Here is a 20,484-nt window from a genome sequence, read left to right on the forward strand (position 1 = left end):
GACTTTTGCCCCTTTTGGGGGGGCCTGCCCGCGCCCGGTCGGGGCTACCCTCGCAGGCGCCAAGGCTTGCTTAACGGGGGCAAAAGGATCTGCCCTGGGGTCTTTGCCGGGCCTGCCGTACTAGCCAGAGAGACTCGTTTTGTGCTGTTTGCTCCCGGGTATGGCACTTTTGCCCAATTGTGGGAGGCGGGAGCCATGAACGATGGCCTGTTTTCGGCCCACCGGGCCGACCTCGAGATGAGCGTCGCGTTCCCCGCCGCGGGCGTCGTGCTGGAGGCCGACGTCGTGATCCCGCGTGGAGCGCGCGCCGTCGTCCTGTTCGCCCACGGCAGCGGGAGCAGCCGCCACAGCTCGCGCAACCGTTTCGTCGCGTCCGAACTCCAGCGGGCGGGCCTGGCCACCGTTCTGGCCGATCTGCTCACCCCGGAAGAGGACAGGACGGACGCCGCGACCGGCCGCCTGCGATTCGACATCGGGTTGCTGTCCGGGCGGGTGACGGCCCTCGTGGACCGGCTGGCGGGCGACGAGCCGACCCGTGGCCTGGAGATCGGGCTGTTCGGGGCGAGCACGGGCGCCGCCGCCGCGCTGGTCGCCGCCGCGATGCGCCCCGACCTCGTACGGACCGTCGTCTCCCGGGGAGGCAGGCCCGACCTCGCGGGAGAGCACCTGCGCGGGGTCTGCCAGCCGGTCCTGCTGATCGTGGGGGAGCGCGACCCGATCGTCATCGAGCTCAACCGCGAGGCGATGGACAAGATGGTGGGGGAGACCCGCCTGGAGATCGTGCCCGGGGCCTCGCACCTGTTCGCGGAGTCCGGCGCGCTGGAGGCCGTGGCCCAGACCGCCCGTGACTGGTTCACCCGTCACCTGCCCGCCGCCGATGCCGACTCGGCGACATGACTACGATCTGACGTCATGGAACAGCGCGTTATGGGCAGGTTGGGCCGGCAGGTGGGCGTCGTCGGGCTCGGGGCGTGGCAGCTCGGAGCCGACTGGGGCGAGGTGAGCGAGGCGGACGCGCTCGACACGCTGAACGCCGCGGTCGACGCAGGGGTCGACTTCATCGACACGGCCGACGTGTACGGCGACGGCCGCAGCGAGACCGTCATCAGCCGCCTGATCAAGGAGAGGCCCGGTCTCACCGTCGCCACCAAGATGGGCCGCCGGGTGGCCCAGACCCCCGAGGCGTACACGCTGGAGAACTTCCGCGCCTGGAACGACCGTTCCCGGGCCAACCTGGGCGTCGACCGGATCGACCTGGTGCAGCTGCACTGCCCGCCCACCCCCGTCTACTCCAGCGACGCGGTCTTCGACGCCCTGGACACGCTGGTGGACGAGGGCAAGATCGGGGCCTACGGCGTCAGCGTCGAGACGGTCGGCGAGGCGCTCACCGCGATCGCGCGGCCCGGCGTGGCCAGCGTGCAGATCATCCTCAACGCGTTCCGGCTCAAGCCGCTCGACGAGGTGCTGCCCGCGGCCGAGCGGGCAGGCGTCGGCATCATCGCCCGCGTCCCGCTGGCCAGCGGACTGCTGTCGGGCAAGTACGGCCCGGGCACCGTCTTCGCCGAGGACGACCACCGCAACTACAACCGGCAGGGCCAGGCGTTCGACGTCGGCGAGACCTTCTCCGGCGTGGAGTACGGCGTCGGCCTCCAGGCCGTCGAGAAGCTCAGGGAACTGGTGCCCGACGGCGTGACGCTGGCGCAGTTCGCCCTGCGGTGGATCATCGACCAGCCCGGCGTCAGCGTGGTCATCCCCGGTGCGCGCAACCCCGAGCAGGCCAGGGCGAACGCCGCTGCCGCGAGCCTGCCGCCCCTGTCGGAGGAGGTCCACGCCGCCGTGCGTGACGTCTACGACACCCTGATCCGCCCGCAGGTTCACCACCGCTGGTAGGGCGAGACCGGGGCCGATGCATCTGCCGGGCGGGGACGGTGCGAATGACCGGGTGTGGAGCGTGCTCGCGAGACCGGTGACGACCGGCTGAGGGCCGGGCGGCCCGGCCCGCGGGCGCGCGTGGGAGGCCGCCCGCACCGTCATGAGGGAGCCCGATGAGTGAGGCCGATCCGGGGCCGGACGGCACGCAGGACTCCGGCGAGGAACCGGGATACGGCATCGGAGCCGTCGCCCGCAGGCTCGGCGTGCCCGCGCCGACGTTGCGGACCTGGAACCTCCGGTACGGCATCGGCCCCAGCCGCAGGAGCCCCGGCGGCCACCGGCGCTACGACGCCGCCGATCTGCGCTGCCTGGAGGAGATGAACCAGCTCATCCACGCCGGAGTCGCCCCTGCGGACGCGGCCAGAAGGGCCCTCCGGCTCCGGCGCCGCGGCACGCCGGAGGCCGGGCCCGAGCGAGAGAGCGAGCCGGCGTCGGGAGCCGTACGGGCGGGCGGCATGGCCTCCCCGGCGGTGCTGGCGCGGACCGCCATCGCCCTGGACGGCAGGACGGTCGGCGACGCGCTGGAGTCGGCCCTGGCCGGGCAGGGCGTGGTCAGGACGTGGGAGCGGCTGGTGCTGCCCGTCTTCGACCTCATCTCCCGCAGGCAGGAGGAGACCGGCCTGGGCGTGGAGATCGAGCATCTGTTCTCCGAGCGTCTGATGGTCGCCCTGGACACCGTCACGCGGCGGCTCGGGCACCCCGTGCACCCCCGCCCCGCCCTGCTCGCCTGCGCCGAGGACGAGTTGCACAGCCTGCCCGTGCACGCCCTGGCCGCCGCCCTCGCCGAGCGCGGCGTGGAAAGCCGGGTGCTCGGGGCGCGCACGCCGTACACCGCCCTGGCCGACGCGATGCGCAGGGTCGGGCCCGGGGTCGTCTTCGTCTGGTCCCAGCAGGCGGAGACCGGCGACCCGGCGCCGCTGGGCCGGCTGCCGCGACTGCGCCCCGCCAGCCGGATCGTGGTGGGCGGGCCCGGCTGGCGGGAAGGGCTGCCCGCACCGGTGACGCGGGTCTCCACACTGTCCGATGCGATCTCGACGGTCATGTCTGTCCTGCACTGACCTTGGGGAAACCGTGGTTGTGTCTCTTACGCCCGGGTGGTTATGAATAGGTTTTGACGAAGTTTCTCGGGCAAGGGGCATCGTATGGACGACAGGCTCGAGTCCCGCCTCGCCTCAGGAGACGCCACAGCCGTCGGAGAGTGCTACCACGCGCACGCGGCGGCGGTGCGCGCCTACCTGCGGCGGCTCGTGCCGTACGAGGACGTGGACGACGTGCTCCAGGTCGTCTTCACCGAGGTGTGGCGGTCGCGGCACCGGTTCGACCCCGCCAGGAGCCTTCCGGCCTGGTTGCTGGGCATCGCACGCAAGCGGGCGGTCGACCACCTGCGCACCCGCAGGCCGCCGACGCTGTCTCTCGACGCCGTGGGAGACCCGGCGGGCCGGGACGGCCGGGTCGACGTCGACGAGCTGGCCGACCGCGATCGCGTCCGCAGGGCGCTCGACGAACTGCCCGTCGTCCAGCGCCAGGCCATCGAGCTGGCCTACTACGGCGACCTGACCCAGCGGGAGGTCGCGGACAGGCTCCGCGTGCCGCTGGGAACCGTCAAGGCGCGCACCGCGCGCGGGCTCCACAGGCTGGCCGCCCTGCTGCCGAGGGCCGTCGCATGATCGGGGAGGTGGAGTCATGGACCAGGTGCGGCCGCGGATAGCGGTGTCGAGCTGTCTGCTCGGCGACCCCGTGCGATTCAACGGGGGTCACAGCAGGGACCGTTTCCTCACCGACGTGTTGTCGCGACATGTCGACTGGGTGCCGATCTGCCCGGAGATGGAGATCGGGCTCGGGGCGCCGCGTGAGACGCTCCGGCTCGAACGTTCGCCCGGCGGCCCGCGCCTGGTGACGCGGTCGTCCCGGGTGGACCTCACCGCCCCGATGACGGCCCTGGCCCGCTCACGCGCCGCCGGCCTCGACGTGGACGGATACGTGTTCAAAAGCAAGAGCCCGAGCTGCGGCATCCATGGCATACCGATCCACGCCGGCGGAGCCGGCACTCCGCCGGCGCGGACGGGGGTGGGCGCCGATCGGCGGAACCGCGGCCTCTTCGCGGGGATCGTCATCGGTGCCCACCCCCTGCTCGCCGTCGAGGACGAAGGGCGGCTGCACGACGCCGTGCTCCGGGAGGCCTTCGTCGAGCGTGTCTTCGCCGTGGCCCGCCTGGGGCGCCTGCTGGCGGGCGACTGGCGTCCGCGGGACCTGGTGGCCTTCCACGCCGCCCACAAGATGCAGCTGCTCGCGCACGCGCCCGCGGCCTATCGCGAGCTGGGCCGGCTGGTCGCCACGGCGGGCTCGGGTCCGCGTGAGGAGCTGGCCGCCGCATACGATCGCGGGTTCCGCACGGCGCTGGCCGCCAAGGCGTCGATCGGCCGCAACGCCAACGTGCTGGAACACTGCCTCGGCATGGTCGGCGACCGCCTCGGCCGCGTCCGCAGCGCCGACCTGCTCGAGGTGATCGGCTCCTACCGGGCCGGGCGGGTGGCGCTGAGCGTGCCCGTCACCCTGGTCCGCCACCATGCCCGCGGAGAGGGCGTCGCCTACCTCCGCGAACAGACCTATCTGCGGCCCTACCCGGACGAGCTGGGGTTGCGCAACCACGTCGCGGCCTGATCGCCGTCCTGCTGCTCGGCCGCCTCCAGAGCCGACAGGACGGTCACCAGGACGTCGTGGAGCTGCCGCATCTGCGTGCGCGACAGCCGGTCGAACAGCAGGCGTCTGACCTCCTCGACGTGGCCGGGGGCCGCCTTCTCCAGCGCCTCGAACCCGGCGTCGGTCAGCTGCGCCATGGTGGTGCGCCGGTCCTCGTCGTGTTTGACCCGCCGTACCCAGCCCTTCTCCTCCAGCCGTGACATGGCGTGGGAGAGCCGGCTGGCGGAGAACTGCGTCACCGAGGCGAGCTGCGTCATGCTCATCATGCGCTCGGGCGACTCCGACAGGCAGACCAGCATGATGTAGTACGCGTGCGGGATGCCCCAGTCGCGCTGCAGTTGCCGTTCGAGCGCCTCCCACAGCAGGTGGTTGGTCCAGATGTAGGCGCGCCAGGTCTGCTGCTCCTCCTCGTCGAGCCATCGCGTCTCCGGCATGGGGCCAAGCGTACCGATGCGCTTGAGCATTCAACTACGATCAGCCGATCTTGCGAGACGACCCCTGGTCGTGATCATGCGGCCGACCTTGGCCGTGATCATGCAGAAGTTCGCGCGAGGTGCCCGCGACCTGCGAACCCCCCTGGTCGTGATCATGCAGAAGTTCGTGGGTGGTGGCCGTGACGTGCGAAGACGGGTGGTGTGATCATGCAGAAGTTCGCCGATATGGGTGCCGACCTGGGGCGATGTCGATCGTGATCATGCAATGACGTCCGCGCTGCATGATCACGAATTGTGTCCGCGCAGGTCACGGCAGCTGTTTCCGAAGTTCTGCATGATCACGACTGGCGTGCGGCCAGGTCACGGCAGAGGTTTACGAACTTCTGCATGATCACGACCATGGAGAGGGGGTTGGCGGGTCGCGCTGCCTGTCCCCGAACTTTTGCATGATCACGCCAAGCGTGGCCCCAAGGGGAGGCGCCATGGGGGGTTTGAAGCCGTCCCACGAGGAACCTTCGAGTCATGGATGTACTCGCGACGGCTGACGCCTACTGGCGAGCCGCCAACTACCTTTCCGTCGGCCAGATCTACCTCATGGACAACCCGCTGCTCGCCGAACCCCTGCGGCCCGAGCACGTCAAACCGCGCCTGCTCGGCCACTGGGGCACCACGCCGGGCCTGAACTTCTGTTTCGCGCACCTCAACCGGGTGATCAAGGAGCGCGACCAGGACATGATCTACATCTGCGGCCCTGGCCACGGAGGACCGGCCGTGCTCGCCCACGCCTGGCTGGAGGGCACCTACACCGAGCGCTACCCCGAGGTGTCGCAGGACGCGGACGGCATGCGCCGCCTGTTCCGGCAGTTCTCCTTCCCCGGAGGCGTCCCCAGCCACGCCGCGCCGGAGACCCCGGGCTCGATCCATGAGGGGGGCGAGCTTGGCTACTCGCTCGCCCACGCGTACGGCGCCGCGTTCGACAACCCCGGCCTCGTCGTCGCGTGCGTGATCGGCGACGGCGAGGCGGAGACCGGCCCGCTGGCCACCAGCTGGCACTCCAACAAGTTCCTGAACCCACGCAGGGACGGCCGGGTGCTGCCGATCCTCCACTTGAACGGATACAAGATCGCGAACCCCACCGTGCTCGCCCGCATCCCCGAAGACGAGCTGCTGAAGCTCATGGAGGGGTACGGCCACCGCCCTCACGTGGTGGCGGGGAGCGACCCGGCCGCCGTTCACGAGGCGATGGCGGCGACGCTGGACACCGTCTTCGACGAGATGGGCGACGGCGGCAGGCCGCCGATGATCATATTGCGTACGCCGAAGGGGTGGACCGGGCCGCACGAGGTCGACGGGCTGCCCGTTGAAGGCACCTGGCGCGCACACCAGGTGCCCATCGACGACGTCAGGCGGCGGCCGGACCGGCTCGCGATGCTGGAGGAGTGGATGCGCTCCTATCGTCCGCACGAGCTGTTCGGCGAGGACGGCAGGCCTGCGCCCGAGATCCTGTCGACGGTGCCGGACGGCCCGCGCAGGATGAGCGCCAACCCGCACACCAACGGCGGCGAGCTGTTGCGCCCGCTGGTGCTGCCCGACTTCCGCGACTACGCCGTCGAGGTGAAGTCGCACGCGACGTCGCCCACCGAGCCGACGAAGGTCCTCGGCCGTCTTCTGCGCGACGTGATCGCCGCCAACTCCTCCGCCTTCCGCCTGATGGGTCCGGACGAGACCGCGTCCAACCGGCTCTCGGCGGTCTTCGAGGTCACGGACAAGGCGTGGTACGCCGCGACGCTCCCCACCGACGAGCACCTGTCGCCGGACGGCCGGGTGATGGAGGTGCTCAGCGAGCATTTGTGCCAGGGGTGGCTGGAGGGATACCTGCTGACCGGCCGTCACGGCCTGTTCAACTGCTACGAGGCGTTCATCCACATCGTCGACGCCATGTTCAACCAGCACGCCAAGTGGCTGGAGTCGAGCCAGAAGATCGGCTGGCGGCGTCCGATCGCGTCCTTCAACTACCTGCTGTCGTCCCATGTGTGGCGGCAGGACCACAACGGCTTCAGCCATCAGGACCCGGGCTTCCTCGACGTCGTGATGAACAAGAAGTCCTCCGTCGTGCGGGTCTACCTGCCGCCGGACGCCAACACCCTGCTCTCGGTCGCCGACCACTGCCTGCGCTCGCGTGACTACGTCAACGTGATCGTGGCGGGCAAGCACCCCGTGCTCGACCTCATGAGCATGGACGAGGCCGTCGCCCACTGCACCCGCGGCGTCGGGGTGTTCGACTGGGCGAGCAACGACGAGGGCGCCGAGCCCGACGTCGTGCTGGCCTGCGCCGGCGACGTGCCGACCCTGGAGACGCTCGCCGCGGCGGCCCTGCTGCGCGGGCATCTGCCCGAACTGAAGGTCCGGGTCGTCAACGTGGTCGACCTGATGCGCCTCCAGCCCTCCTCGGAGCACCCGCACGGCATGAGCGACGCCGAGTTCGACACGGTCTTCACCGCCGACAAGCCGGTCATCTTCAACTTCCACGGCTACCCCTGGCTGATCCACCGGCTGACCTACCGGCGCAACGGCCACGACAACCTCCACGTCCGGGGCTACCGGGAGGAGGGCACCACCACGACGCCCTTCGACATGGCGATGATGAACGACATCGACCGCTACCACCTGGTGATGGACGTCGTCGACCGCGTCCCCGGCCTCGGCGCCACGCAGGCGCACCTGCGCCAGCACATGGCCGACGCCCGCCTCAGGTGCAGGATCCACACCCGCGAGTACGGCGAGGACCCGGTGGAGATCCGCGACTGGGCCTGGCCGTACTGAGCGGGTGCTTCCAGGGAAGCGTTCGCGGTTCGATCAGCGCCTCAATAAGGTCATACGGTGATCCAGGGCATCGACGTGTCCGACTGGCATCCGTCCGCCGACTGGACGGGCGTGACGTTCGGCTTCGCCAGGGCCACCGAGGGCGGCACGGTGGCCGACGCGGCGTACGCGGGCCACCGGGCCGCCATGGCCGAGGCGGGCGTGCTGGCGGGCGGCTACCACGTGGCCAGGCCGGGGGGCGACCCCGCGGCCCAGGCCGGCCTCTTCCTCGACCACGCCGGTGCGGGGCTGCTCGCGATCGACCTGCGTGTCTCCGACGGCCTTCCACCGGGCGAGGTCGCCGTCTTCGCCCGGCTCTGGTGCAAGGAGGTGCTCCGGCGGTCGGGCACTCGGCCGATCATCCGTACGCTGCGCCACTTCGCCGCCGAGGGCAACTGCGAGGGCCTGGGGGAGTGGCCGCTGTGGATCGTCGCCCCGGACCGGCCGATGGGGCGGCCGCTCGTGCCCCTGCCGTGGGAGTCGTGGACGCTGCACCAGTACGCCAACAGCCCGGTCAACCGCGACGTGTTCACCGGCTCCCGGGAGGAACTGGCCGCAGTCGCCATGCGGGAGTGAGGTCTATCCGCATCGCATCCGCCTGGCCAGGGCCGCCGAGAGCGGCTGCTTGAGCTTGGGGTTGCAACTGACCGAGCCCCTCAGGCCGGTGCCCCAGGCGGAAAGCCTCCCATGCGCGACGGGCGAACCTCCCGCACAGCGATACGTGAAATCGCCCGTGTAGACCCGGACCCCCTCGTAGGAGACCCCGGTGACTTCACCGTTCGGGGAGAATTCGTCGACGGTGTCGAAGTCCGTGTAGGCGGTCTCCATCGCCCCGAGTTCGTCTCCCGTCTTCCGCGAAAACGAGCGGAGGAGATCGGGGGCCATGCGACCGACGACCCGGTCGGCGGTGAAGCTCGTGCGGACCTCCGCGACCGTCTTCAGGGGGATCCTCATGAAGTTGCCCGCCGGCGCCCGGTATTTCTCGGAGATCGCCACGATCACGGGCCGGGAGGAGACCTTCCCCCATTCGACCGTCCCCGAGGGGCAATCCGCGTCGATCGCCTGTACGGCCGAGGCGCTCGCGGACGGCGCGGTGGGGGTCTGAGGGGGCACCGGGGCGGAGCAGGCGCTGAGGAGCCCCGCGGCCAGAAATACGGTGGCTGTCTGGGTTTTCATGTCGTCCTTCGGGGGTGCACCATGCTTGATCACTGCCATGCTGCACGATCGCGCGGGAAGGTGGAACCGCCGCGACGAATTCACGCGTCACAGGAGGAACTCGCCGCTCTCGCCACGCGGGAGTAACCGCGCGAAATCGGGATGGTGACACCGGTAGCATCGGATGCGGAAGGCGCCGCCCGGGCTACAGCGGCCTGGACCTGATCGCGGGGCCTTCGACATATCGATCCCGCAGCATCCGTACGCAAGGAGCCACCGTGTCAGCCGCCCTTGAAATACGCATCACCCTCGCTGGAGCCGAGCGCGTGGTGGCGGAGGGGACGACGGCGGGCCAGGCGCTGGAGGCCGACGGCAGGTCGGTCATCGCCGCCAAGGTCAACGGTGAGCTCCGCGACCTCGCCGCCGAAGTGTCGGAGGGCGACGTCGTCGATCCGGTCGAGATCGGCAGCCCCGAAGGCCGGGCGATCCTGCGTCACTCCACCGCCCACGTGATGGCCCAGGCCGTACAGGAGATCTTCCCCGAGGCCAAGCTCGGCATCGGCCCGCCCGTGGAGAACGGCTTCTACTACGACTTCGACGTCCAGAACCCGTTCACCCCCGACGATCTCAAGCGCATCGAGAAGCGTATGCGCGAGATCGTCAAGCAGGGCCAGACCTTCCGCCGCCGGCCGGTCTCCGACGACGACGCCCGCGAGGAACTGGCAGCCGAGCCGTACAAGCTGGAGCTCATCGGGCTCAAGGGCGGCGCGGTCGGCTCCGACGACGGCGCCGACGTCGAGGTGGGCGGCGGCCAGCTGACCATCTACGACAACCTCGACCCGAAGTCGGGCGACCTGTGCTGGAAGGATCTGTGCCGGGGGCCGCACCTCCCCACCACCCGGGTCATCCCGGCGTTCAAGCTCATGCGCAGCGGCGGCGCCTACTGGCGGGGCAGCGAGAAGAACCCGCAGCTCCAGCGCATCTACGGCACCGCGTGGGAGTCCCGCGACAAGCAGGACGAATACCTCCACATGCTGGAGGAGGCCGAGAAGCGCGACCACCGCAAGCTGGGCGCCGAGCTCGACCTGTTCTCCTTCCCCGACGAGCTGGGTTCGGGCCTGCCGGTCTTCCACCCCAGGGGCGGCGTCATCCGCCGGGTCATGGAGGACTACTCGCGGCGCAAGCACGAGGAGGCCGGCTACTCCTTCGTGAACACCCCGCACATCACCAAGGAGCACCTTTACCAGGTCTCCGGCCACCTGGACTGGTACTCCGACGGCATGTTCCCGCCCATGGAGCTCGAGGGTGCGCGGTACTACCTCAAGCCGATGAACTGCCCGATGCACAACCTGATCTTCCGGGCGCGCGGCCGCTCCTACCGTGAGCTTCCGCTCCGGCTGTTCGAGTTCGGCACCGTGTACCGCTATGAGAAGTCCGGCGTGATCCACGGACTCACCCGGGTGCGCGGCCTCACCCAGGACGACGCGCACATCTACTGCACGCGCGACCAGATGCGCGACGAGCTCAAGTCGCTGCTGCGGTTCGTGCTCGACCTGCTGCGCGACTACGGGCTCGACGACTTCTACCTGGAGCTGTCCACCAAGGACCCGGTGAAGTACGTCGGCAGCGACGAGACGTGGGAGGAGGCCACCGAGACCCTGCGCGAGGTCGCCGAGTCGGAGAATCTCGAACTGGTGCTCGATCCCGGCGGAGCCGCCTTCTACGGGCCCAAGATCTCGGTTCAGGCCCGCGACGCCATCGGCAGGTCCTGGCAGATGTCGACCATCCAGCTCGACTTCAACCTGCCGGAGCGCTTCGAACTCGAGTACCAGTCGGACGACGGGACCCGCCAGCGGCCGGTCATGATCCACCGGGCGTTGTTCGGGTCGGTCGAGCGGTTCTTCGGCGTGCTGGTCGAGCACTACGCGGGCGCCTTCCCTCCCTGGCTCGCCCCGGTGCAGGTCGTCGGCATCCCGATCGCCGACGCGCACGCGCCGTACCTGCAGGACGTCGCCAAGCGGCTGCGGGAGCACGGCATCAGGGTCGAGGTGGACGTGGCCGACGACCGCATGCAGAAGAAGATCCGCAACGCGCAGAAGGCCAAGGTGCCCTTCATGCTGCTCGCGGGTGACGACGACGTCGCCGCGGGAGCGGTGTCCTTCCGGTACCGCAACGGCGAGCAGAAGAACGGGGTGCCGATCGAGGAGGCCATCTCCGAGATCGTCGACGCCGTCGAGCGGCGCATCCAGGTCTGAGACACGGGACGGCCTGCGGCCCCAACCATGGGGGCCGCAGGCCGTTTCGCGTTACAGCGGGCCTCTAGCGGCCGGCTTCCTCGGCCTCGTCCGCGGGACCCTCGCCGGGCAGGCGCACGTCGTCCACGGTCACGTTCACCTCGCTGACCCGCATGCCGAGCATGTGGCTGACCGAGCGGGCCACGTTGGCGCGGACGTCGGTGGCCACCTCCATCACCACGTAGCCGTACTCGATCACGATGGTGATGTCGATGATGACCTGCTCGTTGATGATCTGAGCGCGCACACCCTGGTTGGCCCGCTTGCTCCCGATCCCGATGCGGTCACGCACGGTCTCGAACGCACGCTCCAGGTCGCCACCGAGGTCGGCGACACCCGCGATCTCCAGGGCGGCGAGTGCGGCCACCTTCTCCACGACCTCGTCGGCCACCTTGATCCGCCCCAGGACGGCCTCGGCGATGCCGTCGGCTCCGGTGAACCCCGTCTCGGGCAAGGTGAAGACGCCGGGGCCGGGGATGGCCTCGGGCGCGTCGTCCCCGTGCTCGCCGTCCTGCTTGTCCAGCTCGTCCTCGATCGCGTCGACTGCGGCGACGTCGGTCATATGCCACTCCTCAGAGGTTCGAATGCCAAGCGTTGTGCCGCGTGAATTCTGCCCGAAGATCGATTGGTTTGTCCTGAATAACGCCCGGCTCGCATGGGAGAGATCCGTGAGTCATATGCTGCTTCACATGCGGCAGGGACGGCGGATCGGAAGGAGCGGGCGGCTGTGAGTTCGGAGCCCATCGAGCAGGCCGGCGTAGGTGTGCCGGACAACTTCCAGCGCCTCTGGACGCCGCATCGCATGGCCTACATCAAAGGCGAGAACAAGCCGAGCGGCTCCGGTGAGGGCGACGGATGCCCGTTCTGCGAGATCCCCAAGATGCCGGACGAGGACGGCCTGATCGTGGCCCGCGGCTCCGCCGTGTTCGCCGTGCTCAACCTGTACCCGTACAACTCCGGCCACCTCATGGTCGTCCCCTACCGCCACGTGGCCGACTACGCCGACCTGGACGAGCCGGAGACTGCCGAACTCGCCGAGTTCACCAAGCGCTCCACCCTGGCCCTGCGCAAGGCCAGCGGCGCCCAGGGCTTCAACATCGGCATGAACCTCGGCGAGGTGGCGGGCGCGGGCATCGCCGCCCACCTCCACCAGCACGTGGTGCCCCGGTGGGGCGGCGACACCAACTTCATGCCCGTCGTCGGGCACACCAAGGTCCTGCCGCAGCTGCTCCGCGAGACCCGCGCCCTGCTCGCCGACGCCTGGCCCGCGTCCTGACGTCCGCCTCGCCGTACGGCAGGCCTTGCCTGGCCGTACGGCGACGCCTTTGCACAGGGCGCGTCAAACACTGGGCGCGTCAGACGCTGGGCGCCGCGGCCCTCGGCTGGAGGGGCGGCCCGGTGACGGCGGGGACCGGATCACCGGTCTCCAGGGCGCGGATGCCGGCGCTGAGGACGAGAGGCACCGCGAGGGCCAGGGCCATCGAGAGGACCGCGGCGCCCGAGTCGTTGACCAGCATGCCGATCACGCCGCTGACCAGCGCGCCGAGCAGGCCCGCCTTCAGCATGGGGGCCCGTTCGAACGCCAGCGGCAGCACGCCCGCGCTGGCCGCGCCCGGACGGAACAGGGCGAAGATGAGGAACGCGAAGGCCGCCAGCACCACCGGCATCAGGTTGGGGCTGATCAGCGTGTGCAGCATCGCCCCGAGCTTGCGCCCGATCACCGGCAGGAAGGTGCCGTCGATGACCTGGCCGACGAACCGGCCGAGATGGGTCTGGTCGGCCGGCGGCCGGAGGTAGTCGAGGTAGGCGATGCCCATGACGAGGACGCCGCCGGCGACGCAGAAGGCACCCAGCTTCAGGATCGAGACCCGCTTGCCGGCGACCAGCATGGCGGCGACGGCGATGCCGGGAACGAAGGCGATCACGCCGCCGAAGTCGCTGCCCACGCCGGGCCAGCCGTCCAGGAGCATCGCGAAGCCGCCGAGACCGGCGACCAGGCCCACGGCGAGCTTCTTGCGGCCGGAGCGGACGAGCTTGTCGGCGACCGCCGTCGTCACGAGCAGCACGGCCGTGGCCAGCAGCGCGAACGGGATGTTGCCGAGGCCGTAGTAGCGGGCGCCGACCACGCCTGTGTACCCCATGACGCTGTTGAGCTGAAGCGACGTGCCCGTCAGCAGGTCGGCCAGCAGCACCGCGGCGGTCAGGCCCGCGATCACGGTGGGCGGGCCGAGGATGCTTCTGCGCCAGGGCCCGGCCAGCGCCACCGCGCTGAGCACGAGGGCCGTGGCCACGATGGCGCCGACCAGTGTGAGCGTCGGCAGCGATGAGCGGGCCCAGGGGAGCAGGTTGGCGATGTACGTCGAGACGGGGATCGAGGCGAGGGCGATCGCCGACACCCGGACGCCGCGCAGGCCGTCGCGGCGGCGCAGCAACAGGAAGGCCGTGAGGTAGAAGGCGACCTGCAGCACGGCCAGAGAGGTGAAGAAGACCCCCGTCATGTTCCTGATCGTCTGCCCCGCGACGTCGGCGACCTTCAGCGACTCGACGTGGTCGCCGATGGCCTGCCCAGCGGCGTGGGACTCCAGCGGCGAGCCGACGACGGTCGCCGGGGGGACGTCGACCACATGGGCGAGCATGGTGGCCGTGAAGTCCGGGAGGATCGTCATGTCGTCGCGGTGCGTCGAGCGGCTGCCCAACGTCAGCGAGCCGCTGAGGTCGGACTGCGCGCTCTTCAGGCCGGGCGTGTACTGCATGGCCACCCGAAGGTGGGGGACCGAGCCGTGGTCGGAGAGCCCGGCGACGAGGATCGACCTGTCGCCGAGATTCGTGATGACCGGCCCAAGCTTCGCGTCCGCGGCCTGCACGGCGGCGCGCCGCGCCTCCGGGCTCAACTTCTCGGCCACCGTGGGGATCTTGTCGCCGTCGATGTAAGGCTTGACCAGGTCGTCGACGTCGACCGCCACCACGTCGCACCGGGCCCAGTCCGTCACCTGGTCGGGGGAGTCGGCGTAGACGTCGACCTTGCCCGAGCGGTCGGCAAGGGCGAGCGCGGCTCCGGGGCCGACCGCCATCGTGCACGCGTGGGCGTCGTGGACCGCCTGGCCGAGAGTTCCCGCGTTCTGTTGGTCACGGACGTCCCACAGCCAGCTGAACTCGGGGATCACCGCGCCCTGACCCTGCTTCTCGGGGGTCGGCGGCATGCCGCATCGTGCGCCCACCGCGGAGCGGACTCCGGCCGAGATCGTCAGCCAGCCGTCATAGGGGCAGGTGACGTTGCCGACGGTTCGCACCGACAGGGAGCCGACCGCGCTCGTGGAGGCCAGCTTCCACAGATTCGGGGTGTCGGCCTGGTTGATGTCGCTCCACATCAGCCCCGGGACACCGACCAGGACCGCCTTTTCCCCCTGGGCGGAGGTCGCCGGCGGTGTCGCCTGGTGCGCCGCCGCGGGCGCCTGGGTGTGGGCCATCGCCGCACTTGTGGGCAGGAGCGCACAAAGAAGTGCGCCCGCCGCCATCGCGACCAGCCGACGCCTCACGGAAGACCTCCAGGAACCTGTATTCGGGATGAGAGCGGCCGAGCCGATACGAACGAGCCGCTACAAGAGAGCAAGGGAACCGTAGGGCCAACGCCCCGACCACGTCCACCACTCCCCGCTGCTTAAGGGTTATGCCGCCCAGGGGTTGATCTCCCTTAACGAGCAATGGTGGTCGTGTTAAGGAGCCGAGGCACCCACGCCCCCTTGTTTGTGGTGATCATGCAGAAGTTCGAGAACGAGGCCGTGGCCTGCGGAGATGCATACCGTGATCATGCAGAAGTTCGCCGGAAGTGCTGCTGAGCTGGGTGGACATGTTCCGTGATCATGCAATCGGCGTTGTCGTGTGGGCGGGTGGCGGGCTCTTCGCGTGCGTTGGACTTGTGGCCCGCGTGCATGATCACGGACAAGGTTCGTGCAGGTCGGGGCCGCGTCTCCAACTTTGTGCATGATCACGAGCGGTGTTCGCGCAGGTCGGCGATGTGTTCTCCGAGTTTCTGCATGATCACGAACGGGGTTTGCCCAGGTAGGTGGGGGTGCTGGCGAACTTCTGCATGATCACGACCATGGTGGTGTGCCCGTGGTGGCGTGCCCAATGCGGCGGCTCAATGCGGCACATCCTTGGCAGCGTGCCTGTGACGGCATGCCAAACGCGGCATATGCGATGCAAATGCCCATTTATGTGGGTCTGGGGGGAATTGAAAATTCCGGTTGCTGTGGAATTCCGTCAGCGGGGGGTGAGGCGGACGGGGAGGCTCTCGTTGTTGAGGCGGTCGAGGGCTGTGACGAAATAGGTGCCCTTGGCCGGGGTCGCATAGGAGTGCGCCGAGCCTGCCGGGACGATCGCGATGAGGTTGCGGCCGTCGGTGGTGGCGCAGTCACCGGCTCCGTCCTCCGCCCGGTAGATCCCGTACGCCCGCACCCCAGGCTCGGGCTTCCACGACAATCTGCCCTCGGAGTACTGGACGTCGCGGGGCGCCTGCGGCGCCTTCGTGTTGAACCCCTTGATCAGCGGGAGCAGCGCCGGCTGGGTGTAGTACTGGTCGGCGATGCGGTCCAGGACCGTCAGCGGATTGGAGCGCAGCTTGGCGGCGTTGAAGAAGACGTCACCGCGCACCTCGGGATATTTACGGTTGACCGCCAGATGAGACGGGAGCTCGCCGGCCTTTCCCCAGGCCGGGATGCTCTTCGTGCCCACCTGGTAGAGGGCCTGCCCGATGTAGAGGTCGACGCCGCTGCCCTTCACCGCGTTCGCCCACCAGGACACCAGGGTGTCGTAGTCGGCGGCGGCGTAGCCGCGCGGCCAGTAGAGCTGCGGGATCAGGTAGTCGACGCTCCGCGCCTTGATCCACGCCTTCGCGTCCGCATAAATCGCGCTATAAGCGGACATGCCTTTTGTATTCGAGCCGCTCGGATCTTCGGATTTGTTGCGCCAGATGCCAAATGGGCTGACGCCGAATTTCACGTACGGCTTCGCCGTGTGCACGGCCTCGGAAACCTGGGCGATGAGCTTGTTGACGTTGGCGCGCCGCCAGTCGGCCAGCTTCATGCCCTTGCCGTATTTGGTGAAGGCCGCCGAGTCGGCGAAATACGTGGTCTGCCCTGGATAGGGATAGAAGTAGTCGTCGAAGTGGATGCCGTCCACGTCGTAGCGGCGGGTGACGTCCGTCACGACCTTGGTGACCCAGTCGCGCACCTGGGGGAGCCCGGGGTTGTAGTACAGCTGGCCCTCGTGCTTCACCACCCATGAGGGGTGCAAGCGGGCGGGATGGTTCGCGGGGAGCTTGCGGAGGTCTGCGGTGTCGGCCGCTCTGAAGGGGTTGAACCACGCATGGAACTCCATGCCCCGCTTGTGCGCCTCCTCGATGAGGAACGGCATCGGGTCCCAGCCGGGATCCTTGCCCGCCGTCCCGGTGAGGTACTTCGACCACGGCTCAAGCGGCGAGCGATAGACGGCGTCGGAGGCCGGCCGTACCTGCACGAAGACCGCGTTGAACCGCCGCTCCGCCGCGAGGTCGAGGAGCTTGACGTATTCGGCCCGCTGCTGGGTGGGGGACAAGCCCGGACGGGAGGGCCAGTCGAGGTTGTGCACCGTGGCGATCCATATGCCGCGGAGTTGCCGCTTGGAATGCCGCGAGGAGGTGGCGCACGCCGTGGTCACCGCAGAGCCCGCCACGCCCGATCCCTCCGCCTGCCCTGTTCCCGGGCGTGACGACAGCGGGGCCCGTGCCGCCGAGGACTGTTCGGCCTGGGCCCGCGGCCCGAAGGCGTACACGCCGGTCATCACCGCAGCGGCCGCCAGTACGCCGCCGATCAGCGGCCGGGTGACGCGCCGGTGGCTGCGCTCGGTCACGTGGCGGACCTCCCGATTTCCCGACGTATGACGCCATCAGTCTGACATCGGCAAACGGGTGATATCGCCAAAGAAAAGAAAATGAGTTCACGATGCTGAAGTGACAAAAGCACTCCCTGGGGCTCCCCGGACGCCGCGTCCATGAAACGCAGGCGCCCGGTTTGCCCCAGAGGCAATCGTCAAGTGGACGCGGAGACCACTTTCTCGGCCAGGTGGGAGGGCAGCGGCTCATACCGCAGGAAGGACCGGTGGAACATCCCGGTGCCGTGGGACATCGAGCGCAGGTCGATGGCGTACCGCGTGATCTCCAGCTCGGGCACCTCCGCCTTGACCAGCGTGCGGCCGGTGCCGACGGGCTCGGTGCCGAGCACCCTGCCTCTGCGGGAGGACAGGTCCGACATGATCGCCCCGACGTACTCGTCCGACACGAGGATCGAGACGTCGTCGACCGGCTCGAGCAGGAGCGTCGGGACCTTCGCCGCCGCCTCCTTGAGAGCGAGCTGCCCCGCGATCTGGAAGGCCATGTCGGAGGAGTCGACCGAGTGCGCCTTGCCGTCGTACAGCGTGACCCGGATGTCGACGACCGGGTAGCCGGCGGCGACGCCGCGCTCCATCTGCGCCCGCACCCCCTTCTCCACCGACGGGATGAACTGGCGCGGCACCACGCCGCCCACGATCTTGTCGACGAACTCCAGGCCGCCGCCGGACGGCAGGGGCTCGATCTCGAGATGGCAGATGGCGTACTGCCCGTGGCCGCCGGTCTGCTTGACGTTGCGGCCGGTCACCTGGCACTTGCCGCTGAACGTTTCCCGCAGCGGCACGCGCAGGACGACCTTTTCGACCTCGACGCCGTGCCGTTTGGACAGCCGGTCGAGCAGCACGTCCGCGTGCGCCTCGCCCATGCACCACAACACGAGCTGCCGGGTCTCGGCGTTGTTCTCCAGCCGCAGCGTCGGGTCCTCCGCCACCAGCCGGGCCAGCGCCTGGCTCAGCTTGTCCTCGTCGGCCTTCGACCTGGCCCTGATCGCCACCGGCAGCAGCGGATCCGGCATCTCCCACGCCCGCACGAGCATCGGGGTGTCCTTGTCCGACAGCGTGTCGCCGGTCTCCGCGCGCGTCAGCTTCGCGATCGCGCAGATGTCCCCGGCCACGCACTTGGCCAGGGGCCGCTGGGCCTTGCCGAGCGGCGAGGACAGGCTGCCCACGCGCTCGTCCACGTCGTGGTCCTCGTGCCCGCGGTCGGCCAGGCCGTGCCCGGAGACGTGCACGACCATGTCGGGCAGCAGGGTTCCGGAGAAGACCCGCACCAGACTGATCCGCCCGACATAGGGGTCGCTCGTCGTCTTGACGACCTCGGCGACCAGGGGCCCGGACGGGTCGGCCGTGAGGTTCGCCACCGGCTTGCCGTCCACCGTCATGATCTCCGGCATCGGATGCTCGAGCGGCGAGGGGAAGCCCTGGGTCACGATCTCCAGGATCTCCTCCATGCCGACGCCGGGCGCCGCCGCGAGAACCGGATGGAAGCTGCCCCGCGCGACCGCCTTCTCCAGGTCGTCGATGAGGACCTTGGTGTCGATCTCCTCGCCGGAGAGGTAACGGTCCATCAGGGACTCGTCCTCGCTCTCCTGGATGATCCCTTCGATCAGGTCGCCGCGATACTGCTCGATGAGACCCAGCTGCCCGGGGTCCGGATCCCTCTCCGTACGACTCCCGTCGCCGTAGTCGAGGAACCTCTGGGAGAGCAGGCCGAGCAGGCCCACGCCGTCCACGGGAAGATAGAGAGGTGCGACGCCGCCGCCGAAGGCGTCCTGACACCTCGTGAGGACCTCGTCGAAGTCGGCACGCGGGTGGTCGATCTTGGTGATGACCACGGCGCGGGGCATGCCGACCAGACCGCACTCCTCCCAGAGCATCCGGGTCAGGCCGTCGACGCCCTCGGCGGCCGATATGACGAACAGGGCCGCGTCCGCCGCGCGCAGTCCCGCGCGCAGGTCGCCGACGTAGTCCGCGTAACCGGGGGTGTCGAGAAAATTGATCTTGATGCCGTTGTGCATGACAGGCGCGACCGCCAGGTTGACGGACCGCTGCTGGCGCACCTCGACCTCGTCGAAGTCGCTCACCGTGGTGCCGTCCTCGACCCTGCCGGTGCGCTGGACGGTTCCGGTCGCCGTGAGCAGGTTCTCGACCAGAGTGGTCTTCCCCGCTCCTGAATGGCCGACCAGCACGACATTGCGCACCATGTCCGGCCGATCGGCCGCGGGTGCTCTGCCCGCGGCTCCCGTTGTAGCGCCGGTAGATCTTTCGGCCACGTCGCCTCCCGCATCTCGGAGCGGTCGGGACGGCAACGTCGCGCGTTCCCCGCGCCGGCCGCTCGTGCCGTCGCTTTCTGCGCCTGTGGCACCGCCTTCGCGGAGCGCGCGGGGAGGACGGCGTTCGCCTGTACGTCATCTCCTCGCGGCCTATCAGGCGCGTATTCTTCACCTTTTACCCATGTGGCGACTATCACAAGACTTCCGCCGGAATGTGCTTGTGAGCTGGGCGTGCTGTTCATGGCCTACGATCGGACGGCGATGTTGAACATCCTGCGCCCCGGCGTCACCCGAGTCATGACCCCGCTGGGGCGAGTCCTTGCCCGGCTGGGGATCTCGCCCGACACCATCACGGTCATCGGAACACTCGGAGTGGCGGTCTCCGCCCTCGTTTTCTATCCCCTCGGTCACCTGTTCCTGGGGACGGTCGTCATCACCGTCTTCGTGCTCGCCGACATGCTGGACGGCGTGCTCGCCCGCATGACCGGGACGGGGAGCAGGTGGGGAGCGTTCCTCGACTCCACGCTCGACCGACTCGCCGACGCCTCGATCTTCTCCGGCCTCATCCTCCACTTCGTCCTCAAGGATGATCCGGAGATCGTCCTCGCGGGTGTCGCCCTCTTCTGCCTCGTCGCGGGATCATTGGTGTCCTACGCCAAGGCTCGGGCCGAGGGCTTGGGGATGACCGCCAACGTGGGCATCGCCGAACGGGGGGAGCGCCTCGTGGTCGCGCTGGTCGCGGCCGGGTTGTCCGGCCTCGGCGTGCCGTACGTGCTGGCGATCGGGCTGTGGCTGCTCGCGGCCGCCAGCGCGGTGACGGTCGTGCAGCGCATGGTCCACGTGTACCGACAGGCGGTGGAGAGATGAAAGGCGCGGACGAGCCTTCCCCCGGCTCGCGAGGCCGTACGAGCC

General features: G+C 69.3%; 17 protein-coding genes. 11 read left to right on the forward strand and 6 right to left on the reverse strand.

The genetic code is table 11. The annotated features are described in order from the left end of the window. The first annotated feature begins 195 nt into the window (after nt 1–195). The 5 genes from Pth03_RS32500 to Pth03_RS32520 all read left to right on the forward strand — a co-directional run bounded on the left by Pth03_RS32500 (nt 196) and on the right by Pth03_RS32520 (nt 4,593). Nucleotides 196–897, forward strand: coding sequence for a dienelactone hydrolase family protein (locus tag Pth03_RS32500; RefSeq protein WP_203948275.1), 702 nt, complete (start codon nt 196–198; stop codon nt 895–897). Nucleotides 898–912: 15 nt separating this feature from the next. After that, nucleotides 913–1,890 (forward strand): aldo/keto reductase, encoded by a 978-nt coding sequence (locus Pth03_RS32505; protein WP_203948276.1) that lies wholly within the window; start codon nt 913–915, stop codon nt 1,888–1,890. Nucleotides 1,891–2,045: 155 nt separating this feature from the next. Further along, the gene (locus Pth03_RS32510; protein ID WP_203948277.1) at nt 2,046–2,990 is read left to right on the forward strand and encodes a MerR family transcriptional regulator; all 945 of its coding nucleotides are present in this window, start codon (nt 2,046–2,048) and stop codon (nt 2,988–2,990) included. Nucleotides 2,991–3,074: 84 nt separating this feature from the next. Further along, nucleotides 3,075–3,599, forward strand: coding sequence for an RNA polymerase sigma factor (locus Pth03_RS32515; protein WP_203948278.1), 525 nt, complete (start codon nt 3,075–3,077; stop codon nt 3,597–3,599). A gap of 16 nt (nt 3,600–3,615) precedes the next feature. Next, complete coding sequence (locus tag Pth03_RS32520; protein ID WP_203948279.1) at nt 3,616–4,593, forward strand: YbgA family protein; 978 nt, start codon at nt 3,616–3,618, stop codon at nt 4,591–4,593. On the opposite strand, the gene Pth03_RS32525 is transcribed toward Pth03_RS32520, so the two are convergent. Further along, nucleotides 4,551–5,066, reverse strand: a complete 516-nt coding sequence (locus Pth03_RS32525; RefSeq protein ID WP_203948280.1) for a MarR family winged helix-turn-helix transcriptional regulator — start codon at nt 5,064–5,066, stop codon at nt 4,551–4,553. The genes Pth03_RS32520 and Pth03_RS32525 overlap by 43 nt on opposite strands. Before the next feature lie 76 nt (nt 5,067–5,142). Between Pth03_RS32525 and Pth03_RS42245 the strand changes: the two genes are divergently transcribed. The 3 genes from Pth03_RS42245 to Pth03_RS32535 all read left to right on the forward strand — a co-directional run bounded on the left by Pth03_RS42245 (nt 5,143) and on the right by Pth03_RS32535 (nt 8,504). Then, nucleotides 5,143–5,271 carry a hypothetical protein gene (locus Pth03_RS42245; protein ID WP_275413258.1) on the forward strand — a complete coding sequence of 43 codons (129 nt, stop codon included), beginning with the start codon at nt 5,143–5,145 and terminating at the stop codon, nt 5,269–5,271. Between the two features lie 317 nt (nt 5,272–5,588). Next, nucleotides 5,589–7,889, forward strand: coding sequence for a phosphoketolase family protein (locus Pth03_RS32530; RefSeq protein WP_203948281.1), 2,301 nt, complete (start codon nt 5,589–5,591; stop codon nt 7,887–7,889). Between the two features lie 57 nt (nt 7,890–7,946). Beyond that, complete coding sequence (locus tag Pth03_RS32535; protein ID WP_203948282.1) at nt 7,947–8,504, forward strand: glycoside hydrolase family 25 protein; 558 nt, start codon at nt 7,947–7,949, stop codon at nt 8,502–8,504. Nucleotides 8,505–8,507: 3 nt separating this feature from the next. On the opposite strand, the gene Pth03_RS32540 is transcribed toward Pth03_RS32535, so the two are convergent. Beyond that, on the reverse strand, nt 8,508–9,104 hold the full coding sequence (locus tag Pth03_RS32540) for a hypothetical protein (RefSeq protein ID WP_203948283.1): 597 nt from the start codon (nt 9,102–9,104) through the stop codon (nt 8,508–8,510). A gap of 257 nt (nt 9,105–9,361) precedes the next feature. On the opposite strand from Pth03_RS32540, the gene thrS reads away from it, so the two are divergent. Beyond that, the gene (thrS, locus tag Pth03_RS32545; RefSeq protein ID WP_203948284.1) at nt 9,362–11,338 is read left to right on the forward strand and encodes a threonine--tRNA ligase; all 1,977 of its coding nucleotides are present in this window, start codon (nt 9,362–9,364) and stop codon (nt 11,336–11,338) included. 64 nt (nt 11,339–11,402) lie between these two features. On the opposite strand, the gene Pth03_RS32550 is transcribed toward thrS, so the two are convergent. Continuing rightward, nucleotides 11,403–11,939 carry an Asp23/Gls24 family envelope stress response protein gene (locus Pth03_RS32550; RefSeq protein WP_203948285.1) on the reverse strand — a complete coding sequence of 179 codons (537 nt, stop codon included), beginning with the start codon at nt 11,937–11,939 and terminating at the stop codon, nt 11,403–11,405. 165 nt (nt 11,940–12,104) lie between these two features. Between Pth03_RS32550 and Pth03_RS32555 the strand changes: the two genes are divergently transcribed. Next, complete coding sequence (locus Pth03_RS32555) at nt 12,105–12,653, forward strand: HIT family protein (protein WP_239119531.1); 549 nt, start codon at nt 12,105–12,107, stop codon at nt 12,651–12,653. 79 nt (nt 12,654–12,732) lie between these two features. Here Pth03_RS32555 and Pth03_RS32560 read toward each other — a convergent pair whose 3' ends face one another. From Pth03_RS32560 to Pth03_RS32570, 3 genes are all read right to left on the reverse strand, one after another. Next, nucleotides 12,733–14,913, reverse strand: a complete 2,181-nt coding sequence (locus Pth03_RS32560) for a hypothetical protein (protein WP_203948287.1) — start codon at nt 14,911–14,913, stop codon at nt 12,733–12,735. A gap of 724 nt (nt 14,914–15,637) precedes the next feature. Continuing rightward, nucleotides 15,638–17,263 (reverse strand): glycoside hydrolase family 10-like protein, encoded by a 1,626-nt coding sequence (locus tag Pth03_RS32565; RefSeq protein WP_239119532.1) that lies wholly within the window; start codon nt 17,261–17,263, stop codon nt 15,638–15,640. A gap of 179 nt (nt 17,264–17,442) precedes the next feature. Then, nucleotides 17,443–19,572, reverse strand: coding sequence for an elongation factor G-like protein EF-G2 (locus tag Pth03_RS32570; RefSeq protein WP_203948288.1), 2,130 nt, complete (start codon nt 19,570–19,572; stop codon nt 17,443–17,445). A 261-nt stretch (nt 19,573–19,833) separates the two neighbouring features. Here Pth03_RS32570 and pgsA point away from each other — a divergent pair, with 261 nt between their 5' ends. Beyond that, nucleotides 19,834–20,439: a phosphatidylinositol phosphate synthase gene (pgsA, locus tag Pth03_RS32575; RefSeq protein ID WP_203948333.1), complete on the forward strand. Its 606-nt coding sequence runs from the start codon at nt 19,834–19,836 to the stop codon at nt 20,437–20,439. Nucleotides 20,440–20,484: the final 45 nt, after the last annotated feature.

Source organism: Planotetraspora thailandica, assembly GCF_016863335.1.
GTDB classification, from domain to species: domain Bacteria; phylum Actinomycetota; class Actinomycetes; order Streptosporangiales; family Streptosporangiaceae; genus Planotetraspora; species Planotetraspora thailandica.

Excerpts from the sequence above, each read along its gene's own strand:
- Pth03_RS32500 (WP_203948275.1), top strand. The coding sequence starts at position 196 with ATGAACGATGGCCTGTTTTCGGCCCACCGGGCCGACCTCGAGATGAGC.
- Pth03_RS32505 (WP_203948276.1), top strand. The coding sequence starts at position 913 with ATGGAACAGCGCGTTATGGGCAGGTTGGGCCGGCAGGTGGGCGTCGTC.
- Pth03_RS32510 (WP_203948277.1), top strand. The coding sequence starts at position 2,046 with ATGAGTGAGGCCGATCCGGGGCCGGACGGCACGCAGGACTCCGGCGAG.
- Pth03_RS32515 (WP_203948278.1), top strand. The coding sequence starts at position 3,075 with ATGGACGACAGGCTCGAGTCCCGCCTCGCCTCAGGAGACGCCACAGCC.
- Pth03_RS32520 (WP_203948279.1), top strand. The coding sequence starts at position 3,616 with ATGGACCAGGTGCGGCCGCGGATAGCGGTGTCGAGCTGTCTGCTCGGC.
- Pth03_RS32525 (WP_203948280.1), bottom strand. The coding sequence starts at position 5,066 with ATGCCGGAGACGCGATGGCTCGACGAGGAGGAGCAGCAGACCTGGCGC.
- Pth03_RS42245 (WP_275413258.1), top strand. The coding sequence starts at position 5,143 with ATGCGGCCGACCTTGGCCGTGATCATGCAGAAGTTCGCGCGAGGTGCC.
- Pth03_RS32530 (WP_203948281.1), top strand. The coding sequence starts at position 5,589 with ATGGATGTACTCGCGACGGCTGACGCCTACTGGCGAGCCGCCAACTAC.
- Pth03_RS32540 (WP_203948283.1), bottom strand. The coding sequence starts at position 9,104 with ATGAAAACCCAGACAGCCACCGTATTTCTGGCCGCGGGGCTCCTCAGC.
- Pth03_RS32550 (WP_203948285.1), bottom strand. The coding sequence starts at position 11,939 with ATGACCGACGTCGCCGCAGTCGACGCGATCGAGGACGAGCTGGACAAG.
- pgsA (WP_203948333.1), top strand. The coding sequence starts at position 19,834 with ATGTTGAACATCCTGCGCCCCGGCGTCACCCGAGTCATGACCCCGCTG.